Annotated in this window: 8 protein-coding genes; 6 read left to right on the top strand and 2 right to left on the bottom strand. The window is 69.6% G+C overall.

Going from position 1 to position 10040, the window contains the following annotated elements; genetic code table 11:
- Nucleotides 1-21 precede the first annotated feature (21 nt).
- Complete coding sequence (locus QH470_RS21350) at nucleotides 22-1464, bottom strand: lipase family protein (protein WP_280274118.1); 1443 nt, start codon at nucleotides 1462-1464, stop codon at nucleotides 22-24.
- A 514-nt stretch (nucleotides 1465-1978) separates the two neighbouring features.
- Between QH470_RS21350 and QH470_RS21355 the strand changes: the two genes are divergently transcribed.
- The 6 genes from QH470_RS21355 to QH470_RS21380 all read left to right on the top strand — a co-directional run bounded on the left by QH470_RS21355 (nucleotide 1979) and on the right by QH470_RS21380 (nucleotide 8991).
- Nucleotides 1979-2764 carry an SDR family oxidoreductase gene (locus tag QH470_RS21355; RefSeq protein WP_280274119.1) on the top strand — a complete coding sequence of 262 codons (786 nt, stop codon included), beginning with the start codon at nucleotides 1979-1981 and terminating at the stop codon, nucleotides 2762-2764.
- 115 nt (nucleotides 2765-2879) lie between these two features.
- On the top strand, nucleotides 2880-4016 hold the full coding sequence (locus tag QH470_RS21360) for a GTPase domain-containing protein (protein ID WP_280274120.1): 1137 nt from the start codon (nucleotides 2880-2882) through the stop codon (nucleotides 4014-4016).
- Between the two features lie 301 nt (nucleotides 4017-4317).
- The gene (locus tag QH470_RS21365; protein ID WP_280274121.1) at nucleotides 4318-5793 is read left to right on the top strand and encodes a hypothetical protein; all 1476 of its coding nucleotides are present in this window, start codon (nucleotides 4318-4320) and stop codon (nucleotides 5791-5793) included.
- A gap of 432 nt (nucleotides 5794-6225) precedes the next feature.
- Entirely contained in the window at nucleotides 6226-8058 is a 1833-nt protein-coding gene (locus QH470_RS21370; RefSeq protein WP_280274122.1) for a phosphoenolpyruvate carboxykinase (GTP), read from the top strand.
- A gap of 256 nt (nucleotides 8059-8314) precedes the next feature.
- Nucleotides 8315-8518: a hypothetical protein gene (locus QH470_RS21375; protein ID WP_280274123.1), complete on the top strand. Its 204-nt coding sequence runs from the start codon at nucleotides 8315-8317 to the stop codon at nucleotides 8516-8518.
- A 173-nt stretch (nucleotides 8519-8691) separates the two neighbouring features.
- Complete coding sequence (locus tag QH470_RS21380; RefSeq protein ID WP_280274124.1) at nucleotides 8692-8991, top strand: hypothetical protein; 300 nt, start codon at nucleotides 8692-8694, stop codon at nucleotides 8989-8991.
- A 4-nt stretch (nucleotides 8992-8995) separates the two neighbouring features.
- Here the strand turns inward: QH470_RS21380 and QH470_RS21385 are convergent, their stop codons facing one another.
- Nucleotides 8996-9748: a class I SAM-dependent methyltransferase gene (locus QH470_RS21385; protein ID WP_425302733.1), complete on the bottom strand. Its 753-nt coding sequence runs from the start codon at nucleotides 9746-9748 to the stop codon at nucleotides 8996-8998.
- Nucleotides 9749-10040 lie beyond the last annotated feature (292 nt).

Here is a 10040-nt window from a genome sequence, read left to right on the forward strand (position 1 = left end):
CCGACGGCTGTGGCGCTGCATTCAGGCCGCCAAGGTGTCGGTGCGGCGCAGGACAGGCTCGGACCGCTGGCGCAGCGGCCGGCCGAGGACGACTCGTGTTGCCGTACCTGCCATTTCGAGCAGGCCCCGCCAGCTTGCCGGAGTCGCCAGCACCGACCAGACAGTCCGCGATGTGGTGTCCGTCACCGGGACGCCCGCGATCCGGTCGGCGAGCCAGTTCAGGCTGAGCGGAGTGGAGAGCGGCAGCAGCGAGAAATGGTCGCTGAGACGGTCGCGGAGGTAGATGACGGTGGTGCCGCCGCGGCGGTAGCGGTCGAGTTGGGCCTCGACGCCGTCGGCGTGGATGATGCGGTCGTGCACCGGCTGTGTCACCAGCACCGGGCAGCGCGGGGCGGCGGTGCCCAGGCGCAGGTCGTCGAAGACGGCGCGCATTTCCGGTTCGGCCAGGATCTCCTCCAGCGGGCGGGTCAGGTAGTCGGAGACGTTGTGCCGGGCCAGTGCGCGCAGCGCGGCGAGCGGGGTCAGCCGGGCCGCCTGGTCGACCAACTCCTGCCCCTCGGGGGAGAGGTGTTCGTCGAGGATCCGGCCCAGCACCGGATAGATCTTTCGCAGCGCGGCGATCACGATGGCCGGGAAACCGGCGTAGCGGCCGCCGTTGAGCCGTACGAAGACCTGGCCGGGATCGCCGACCGGCGCGCCCATCGCCGCACCGACGATATCGAGTTCGGGCGCGTAGGTCGGTGCCATCTCCACCAGCCACGAACTGGCCATGCCGCCACCCGAATAGCCCCACACCGCGACCGGCGTGCCGGTGTGCAGGCCGAGGGGTGCGAAGCGCTGGGCCGCGCGGATGCCGTCGAGCGAACGGAAGCCGGGCTCGCGCGGGGCGCCGAAGTGTCCGCTCGGGCCGCCGTGGTCGGCGATGCTCACCGCCCAGCCGCGCCGCAGTGCGTTGGCGACCAGCAGATATTCCAATTGCGTGATGGAGCCCGGCACGAAGGCGCCACGGCGCAGGGCGTAGGACGGCGCACATTGTTCGCAGACCGCGTCGATGGCCGATTGGAACGCCAGCAGCGGGCGCTCGGTGGTGCCCGGGTCGTCGTCGGCGGGCAGCAGCACGGTCGTGACGGCGACTTCGGGGTCGCCGTGCAAATCGGTGCTGCGGTACAGCAGTTGCCAGGCACGGACTCGCTGCGGGATGAGGCCGAACAGCGCGACCTGCACCGGGCGGCTGCGCAGGATCGTGCCGGGGGCGTAGTCGGCCAGGTCGGCGGGTGCGTGGCGGAACGGGTCCTGCGACGGCAGCAGGGGGCGGGTGGTCTCGCGGATGTCCGCGTCGCCGCCGACTTCGGTCTCCCGGCGGGCCGCATCGATGCGGCCGATGGTCCTGACGAATCCGGCGAGCGTGGCGACGCCGGGTATCGCGATGCCGCCGACTCTTTCGACGACGCCGGTGACGGTCATCGCACTCTCCTCACTGTCCCCACGGCCGGCGGCGAGCGCGCGTGATCCCGAGGTCGGCCGACCCCGCCGCCACACCGGCGGACGATCGTTCCAGAATAGGTGACCACCGCCCACACAAACAGCGGATGACCCGCCAATTGTGCTGTGCCACAATGGGAACCATCACAGTGCGGCGGGCCTTCCCGACTTCCGCCCAGGCTTCCCAACTGCGACGATACGTTTGCCGCCCGCTGCCCGCCATAGCCATACCAGGGTCGATGTGAGTGGACACACAGCATCTGTCGGCTGCTCCGGTGTGGGCGTGAGATGGATGCGGAATGAGTGGAACGGCTGCGGGTGTGTGGAACGGTGCGGATGTGGGCGGAACGATGCGGCCGTGCGGGACGGGTGCGGGTGCGGGTGTAGCGGGTGCGGGCGTCGGTGGAATGGGTGCGGGAATGGGGATGGGGTGCGGGAAGCGGTTTGCGGGGCTGTTCGGCGTGGGGGTGGGGCGGGGCCGCATATGCTGCGGCGCATGGAGAAACCGGTGGTCTTCGTTACCGGCGCGGCCGCGGGAATCGGACGTGCGACGGCATTGCTGTTCGCCGCGCGCGGGTATCACGTCGGCGCCTATGACCTCGACGACGCGGGGCTGCGGGAGTTGGCAGGGGAGATCCGGGCGGCCGGGGGCACCGTCGACGTCGGGGTGCTGGACGTGACGGACGGCGCGCAGTGGGTCGAGCGGCTGGGCGAATTCCATTCCCGCACAGGACGTTTGGATGTCCTGGTGAACAACGCCGGTGTGCTGCGCGCCGGACCGTTCGAAACCATCGACTCGGCAGCGCACCAGCGGATCGTGGCGGTGAATCTGGGCGGCGTCATCGCGGGCACGCAGGCCGCGTTCCCCTACCTGCGGGATACGCCCGGGGCGCAGGTCGTGAACCTGTGCTCGGCCTCGGCGATCTACGGCCAGGCCGAACTCGCGACGTACGGCGCGAGCAAGGCCGCGGTGCGCAACCTCACCGAGGCCCTCGACCTGGAGTGGCGTCGCCACGACATCCGAGTGCTGGCGGTGTGGCCGCTGTTCGTCGCGACCGGAATGCTCGCGGGGGTCCAGACCGGATCGACCCGATCATTGGGTGTGCGGCTGACCGTCGACGATGTGGCCGAAGGGATCTGGCACGCCACCCGGCGACGCGGCCTGCTGCCGCGGGTGCACTACTCGATCGGCGCACAGGCCAAAGTCCTTGCGGCGGCCGGGAAATACGCTCCCAACTGGGTCGTTCGTACCGTCAACGCGCGCATCGCCCGCTCGCGCTGACACGGTGCGCGCGGACCGGGCCGCGAGGCCCGCGCGCATTCCCGGCGAACTCGGCGGTCGATGCCGACAACCGGTTCCGTTTCTGACAGAATTGCGCGGCGGAAGGGGGTTACTCGTGTCGACACCCACCGCATCGGGGCGCGTGAACGATCATGGCGGTCCCGCACCCGAACTCGATCAGCTGATCGCCGGCCTGCGCGTCGGTGCGGGCCACGATCCGCAGATCGCCGACCAGCTCGTGGCCGCCGCGAGCGAGTGGCGTCGCCCGCCGCGCATCCAGGTGACCGGCCGCGCCCGCGCGGGCAAGACGACGCTGCTACAGGCGCTGGCGCTGATGTCGGCGGTGGAGACCGAACCGGTGGACGAGCCGGGCCGTCCCGATCCCGTACTCGACGGCGATCTCGTGGTGTATGTGGTGTCGGCGTCGCTGCAGGCCGCCGACCGCCGGATCCTGGCCGAACTGCCCCGAGACCGGACGATCGTGGTGCTCAACAAGGCCGACGCGATCGGTTCCCAGTGGTCCGAAGCCGTCACGACTGCCGACCAGATCGCCTACGGCCTCGGCGTGCCGGTCCTGCCGCTGGTCTCCGCGCTGGCGGTGCGCACCCGAGCCGGAACGCCGAGCGACGACGATCTGCGCACGCTGCGTCGCCACGCCGCCAACACCGATCCGAACTTCACGCTGTCGCCGGAACTGTTCACCGCCCCCGCCGCCGGTCCCGACGTGGCCGAGCGCACCGAGGTGCTTCAGCGCTGGGGCTTGTACGGGGTGTCGTGCGCGCTGGCGGCCCTGCGCTATGAGCCGGAACTCGGCCCGCGCGAACTGCTGCAGCTGTTGCACGCGGTCAGCGGTATCGATCCGGTGCACGATCTGCTGCACCGGCGCTACGAGCAGATCGGCGCCCAGCGCGGCGGCGCGTTCCTCGACGAACTCGCCCGCCTGGCCGCGCGCTCGGTACCGGGCGTCTCCGCGAGCGCGACCCGCGGCCGCGACCTGATCGAGGACTACCTCGCCGGCGACGAGGCCCTGTGGCTCGGCCTGCAAGCCGGCCTGGCCTGCCCCGTCGTCCAACACCTGGCAACCGGTTACCCGGCTCCGCAACCCGCCGACGCCGACGACGCCCTGGCCCGAGCCCAGCGCTGGCGCGCCGTCGTCGCCAGCGATATGCCCGCACCCGCCCGCCGCGCCGCCGTCCGAGTCCACAACGGCTACGTCCGCATCTGGGAGCGAATGAGCAGTGCCGGCCTCTGACCCCACCCACCCAGCACCCCCCGCCGCCCTACCCCCCGACCCCCAGCCGCCAACACTCCGGCCCGGGGACTCGTCTTCCGCACCAGCGCCTCCCGCTGGTTCGTCGGCAGCTGCGCCACCGGCTGTACCGGCCGCAGCACCGCATCCCGGTGATGCTGCTGAGCAGTCGGCTCATGTTGGGCCGTCGAGTCCGTCAGCCTCTGGGCCATCGACTTCCGCACCTGCGGAGTCCGCAGTGCCGTCGACTGGCGCATCCGCTGGGGCATCGACTCTCGCTGGCGACGGGGCGGGGGATGAGCCGGTGTTGCCGCCGGAAGTGGCTGCGGTGGTGGCGCGGTGGAATCCGCAGGGGAGTGCGTTGTTGGAGTCGGTGCCGGTTTCGGGGGCGCCGGAGGTCGCGCATTCGGTGCCGGTCGCGTTGATCGGGCCCGCTGATACGAACACCACGTTGTTGCGGACCGAGCTCGCGCGGTTCGAGCCGCATATCGACCTGTCCGAGCCGCAGACCGATCCCGCGGTGCTGGTCGCGCCGCCGCCGGTGGCGCTGGTCCTGATCGATGCCGGTACCACGCTCGGGGCCGCGCTGCTGGATCTGGTGGGGCGGTTGCGGACCGGTGGTACGCGAATTGTGTTCGCTATGAACGGGATTCACGCGCATCCGGATTGGCGTACGGATTTCGAACGCAACCGGGCGCTGCTGGTTCCGGTGCTCGGCGCGGACCCGGATCTGGTGGCGGTTTCGGCGCGGCTCGCGGTGGCCGCCCGTGGTTCCGGCGACGCCGCGCTGCTGGACCGGTCGGGTCTCGGCGCCCTGCACGCGTATCTGACCCGGGCCGTCGGGGCCGGTGGCGAGGGTCGCGCGGCGGCGATCATCGCCCAAGTGCTCGGCGAAACCCGTCGGCGTATCCGCGCGCAGGCCGAAACGCTGCGCTCCGGCGCGTCCGTGACGCAGTTGCGGGAGGAGCGCGCCACCCTGCTGGCCGCCCGCGACGGCGGCCGGGCGCAGGCCATGGCGGCGCTGCGCAACCGCTTGCATCTGGCCCGGGTGGATCTGCTGCACGATGTGGGCGCCCGGATCCGGGCATTGAACGCCGCGGCCCGCACCGACGTCGAACGTCTCGCCCGCCGATCGGCCCGCGCATACCCGGACGACCTGCAGCAGTCGGTGAACCAGCTGACCGTCGAGCTGGATGCGGTGGTCGAGCAGCGCCTGGCGGAACTGACCCGCCAGCTGGAGTCCGGTGGCCCGGCAGCCGAATCCGCCCGCGAGCCCGTCCGATCACGATCGGATCCGCCGCCGCGCCTGGGCCCCGACCTCGAGCCCCGGCATCGCGGCCTCGAGGACACGTTGATGATCGCCCTCGGCGCCTCCGCCGGTTTCGGGCTCGGACGGCTGGTCGTCGCGCCGCTGGCCCTGGTGCCCGAACTCGACTACGCGACCGTCCCGGTGACCCTGGCCCTCGGCGGCGGCGTGGCGTACTGGGTCGTCCGGGCGCGCGGCCACCTCGCCGATCGCGCGCATCTGCGGCAATGGGTGTCGGACGCGCTGGTGAACGTCAAGGCGCAACTGGAGCAGCGGGTGGCGACCGCCTTGGTGGAGGCCGAATCCCGGCTCACCGATCAAGTGGTGCGAGCCACCACCGTGCGGGTGCTGGAAACCGATCGCCGGGTCGCGGAATTGGAACGACAGTTGCGCGAACTCTCCGCCCAGCAGCCCGCCCAGGTGGCCGCGTGCGAACGCGACTTGGCCGTTATCGACAAAGCCTTCCCGGAGTAAACAAGGATCGATACGGGGAGACGCGAAAGGCCGTGTGGCGGTCTCCCCACGCCGGCGTACCCGTGTGTGACGCATCACACGCTGTACGGATGCCGTGACGCCTATTAATAGGCTCGGACCGCCTATGAGCCCCGGAAGTGCGGCATTACCGATCAGTATCCGTCCGTCCACATCTCCGATATGGAGGATTGCCGGGCATCTCGACCGGGTACCGAGTGAGCGACCCCATTCCGTACCTGGGGTCACATCGCGTTAACCTCTTAATCAAGGAACCTGGGCGTCCGCTTTCGTCCTTGTACGCCGCCCAGCCGGGGCGTGCTTTCGGCAAGCCGGAGCGGGTACCCACCGCCAACGGTGGCTCCCCCGGCGTCGCGGGCTGTGCCACAGCCCTCGAATCCACCCCTCAGAGCCGCCCGTCTCAGGAGAGTTTTCATGACCTCAGTGACCATTCCTGGTCTTCACGGATCCGATGGCACCGCACCGACGGCGCACGCAGGACTGCTGGCCTGGGTGCAGGAGGTCGCAGAACTCACTCAGCCGGACCGCGTCGTCTGGGCCGACGGCTCCGACGAGGAGTGGGACCGGCTGACCACCCAGCTGGTCGAGGCCGGCACCTTCAAGAAACTCAACGAGGCCAAGCGCCCCAACTCCTTCCTCGCGCTCTCCGATCCGTCCGATGTGGCCCGGGTGGAATCGCGCACGTTCATCTGCTCCCGCGACGAGGCCGACGCCGGCCCGACCAACAACTGGGTCGACCCGGCCCAGATGCGCAAGACCATGGCCGACCTGTACCGCGGGTCGATGAAGGGCCGCACCATGTTCGTGGTGCCGTTCTGCATGGGTCCGCTCGGCGCCGCCGACCCGAAGCTGGGCGTGGAGATCACCGACTCGGAGTACGTGGTCGTCTCGATGCGGGTGATGACGCGCATGGGCAAGGCGGCGCTGGAGAAGCTGGGCGCCGATAAGCCGTTCGTAAAGGCGCTGCACTCGGTCGGCGCCCCGCTGGAGCCGGGCCAGGCCGACGTCCCGTGGCCGTGCAACGACACCAAGTACATCACCCACTTCCCGGAGGATCGCGAGATCTGGTCCTACGGTTCGGGTTACGGCGGCAACGCGCTGCTGGGCAAGAAGTGCTACTCGCTGCGCATCGCCTCGGCCATGGCGCACGACGAGGGCTGGCTGGCCGAGCACATGCTGATCCTCAAGCTGATCTCGCCGGAGAACAAGAACTACTACGTGGCCGCCGCCTTCCCGAGCGCCTGCGGCAAGACCAACCTGGCGATGATCCAGCCGACCGTGCCGGGCTGGCGCGCGGAGACCCTGGGCGACGACATCGCCTGGATGCGATTCGGCGAGGACGGCCGCCTGTACGCGGTCAACCCGGAATACGGTTTCTTCGGCGTCGCGCCGGGCACCAACCACAGCTCCAACCCGAACGCCATGGCCACCATGGACGCCGGCAACACCGTCTACACCAACGTCGCGCTGACCGACAACGGCGACGTGTGGTGGGAGGGCCTGGAGGGCGAGCCCGATCATCTGATCGACTGGAAGGGCAACGACTGGTACCTCCGCGAGACGGAAACCCTTGCCGCCCACCCGAATTCGCGCTACTGCACGCCGATGTCGCAGTGTCCGATCCTGGCGCCGGAGTGGGACGACCCGCAGGGTGTGCCGATCTCCGCGATCCTGTTCGGCGGCCGTCGCAAGACCACGGTGCCGCTGGTGACCGAGTCGTTCGACTGGCAGCACGGCGTGTTCATGGGCGCGACGCTGTCCTCGGAGCAGACCGCCGCGGCCGAGGGCAAGGTCGGCACGGTGCGCCGCGACCCGATGGCGATGCTGCCGTTCATGGGCTACCACGTGGGCGACTACCTGGACCACTGGATCAACGTCGGCAAGAACGCGGACGCGAACAAGCTGCCGAAGATCTTCTACGTCAACTGGTTCCGGCGTGGCGACGACGGCCGCTTCCTGTGGCCGGGATTCGGCGAGAACTCGCGCGTGCTGGAGTGGATCATCAACCGCATCGAGGGCAAGGCCGACGCCGAGGCCACCGCGATCGGCAACGTGCCCACCGCCGCGCAGATGGACCTGGACGGCCTGGACGTGAACCCGGCCGACGTCGACGAGGCGCTGAAGGTCGACGTCGACGAGTGGCGCAAGGAGATCCCGCTCATCGAGGAATGGTTCGAGTTCATCGGCGAGAAGCTGCCCTCCGGCGTGCGTGACGAGTTCGAGGCGCTCAAGCAGCGACTGGGGTAATTTCTCGGCCGATCGCGAAACTCCGCCGCCCGCACCGTCGTTCGTACGGGGCGGGCGGTTTCGTACGCCGTGCCGCAATCGTTGTGGGGTAATCGTGGTTGCCTGCTTTATCCTGGATGTGTTCTACGTCTCAGGACTGACCAGTTTCGACTGCCGGATATCGACTGGTCGACTGCACCGGTAGCCTCGAGGTTGCTCGCGGACGGGTCCCCGCCGCGGTCGCACGGGGCTGAACGTGGAGAGGTGGGTGGTGGGCATGATCGATCCGACGTTCGAAGCCATGGTTGTCCCGGAGGTAGCCGACCTTCGGCTGGACGCCCCGAGTACTCCGTTGCACCGCGCTGCGGGACGTTTGCAGGACGTGCTGCCGCCGGGCTGGTGGGTGGAAGTCGTGGATGTGCCGCGGGGTGCCGGGCGCCGCCCGGAGCCCGTGCTGCGGATCCGGATGCCCGAGGACTGACGCGCACCATTCGCCACGCCAGTTCACAGCAGACACCCGAATATCGAAACCCTACCTGCCGGTTGGCTTTTCGCAGAACGCACTATTGCATTCCGGACGGTCGCAGAGCATGCTTAGAGCAATCTGCTTCGCCCGTTTGATTTTTCAAATGCAATCGCAGGGGAGTCCGAATCATGGCGGTGCAAGTGGTCGGGCGGTCATTGATGACCAGCGACCAGACCCCACATCAGGCGAGGTGTGTCGGCCAAGGGGGCTGGGTCGTCTCGTTCCTCCCGGGCCGAACACTGACCTTGGAGCAGGCCACCGCGGCGCTACAGGCGGCCGAAGCGGTCTCGGCCGTGCGCGCGTTGGCCGGCCGGGTGGGGCTCACCCCGCTGGAGACGGTCGGGCTGGCAATGCAGGAGCCACCGTGGAACGAGCCGTCGCACACCGGCACGGGCCGCTTCTGGCGGCGCGGGCGGCCGGCCCACTAGCGGCTCAGCGCTTCGCCGCGACCACGACGAGGTTGCTGACCAGAAACTCCCGGAGTCCCGGCGTCCGGACCAGCCACCAAGCCCAATGCGGGTGGTAACGCGGGAAGGTAGCCATGATCCGCGCCCGGTCGCGGGCCTGGTCGGCCCAGCGCATGCCCTCGGCGGCGGTCACGACGAACAGTGAACGGCCGAAACGGTTCTTCGGCTCGCGGCCGTGCCTGCGCCGGTAGCGGCGTGCGGCGTACTCGCCGCCGAGATAGTGCCAGGGGCCGGTCTCGTGCCCGCCGAACGGACCCAGCCAGACCGTGTAGGAGAAGATCATCAGCCCGCCCGGCTTGGTCACGCGCAGCATCTCGTCGGCCATCAGCCACGGCTGCGGGACATGCTCGGCCACGTTGGAGGAGAGGCAGATGTCCACGGCGTCGTCGCGGAACGGCAGCGCCATCCCGGAGCCGCGCACCGCGCCCGGCACGGTCAATCCGGCGGCGTGCATCTCGCTGGGATCGGGTTCCACCGGGATGTAGCGCGCGCCGGCGGCGGTGAACTCGTCGGCGAAGTAGCCGGGCCCGCCGCCCACATCGAGCACCGTCGTGCCGGTGAGGTCGCGGCCGGTCAGATCGGCGTAGAAATCTCGCGTCAGTTCGGCGGTGTCGACGGCGATGCCGCCGTAGAACAATGCGGGATCGGTCTGCTCATGGCGAAAACTCCCGAGCAGCCGCAGCGATCGCCGCAAGGTGGCCCGTCGCGCGAACCGCACCCCCGTACTCCACATCCCCACTAGCCCGCGCACAGCGGATCAGTCTCGCACAACACCCGCCCATCCCACTTCCCGACCACGACGACATCATCGGGGCGCGCGGCTCGCCGGACGCCGGTACGTCGGTGAGGCGTGGATGACGTGGTGCGGACTGGTCGCCCTGGTGATCGCACTGATCTTGGGAGTGGGCTATAGGGTGGAGCGAACTGTCAGACGTCCGAGCGAGTACCACCTGGAGATGTGCCGTGCGCGATACCGGCTCCCGCGAACTCGATCCGGTTGCGCGGGGCGC

The organism is Nocardia wallacei (assembly GCF_029868745.1).
Classification (GTDB): Bacteria; Actinomycetota; Actinomycetes; order Mycobacteriales; family Mycobacteriaceae; genus Nocardia; species Nocardia wallacei_B.

What these genes read in the sequence shown, in the direction of transcription:
- QH470_RS21375 (WP_280274123.1), top strand. Translation starts at nt 8,315, where the DNA reads ATGATCGATCCGACGTTCGAAGCCATGGTTGTCCCGGAGGTAGCCGAC.
- QH470_RS21350 (WP_280274118.1), bottom strand. Translation starts at nt 1,464, where the DNA reads ATGACCGTCACCGGCGTCGTCGAAAGAGTCGGCGGCATCGCGATACCC.
- QH470_RS21370 (WP_280274122.1), top strand. Translation starts at nt 6,226, where the DNA reads ATGACCTCAGTGACCATTCCTGGTCTTCACGGATCCGATGGCACCGCA.
- QH470_RS21380 (WP_280274124.1), top strand. Translation starts at nt 8,692, where the DNA reads ATGGCGGTGCAAGTGGTCGGGCGGTCATTGATGACCAGCGACCAGACC.
- QH470_RS21355 (WP_280274119.1), top strand. Translation starts at nt 1,979, where the DNA reads ATGGAGAAACCGGTGGTCTTCGTTACCGGCGCGGCCGCGGGAATCGGA.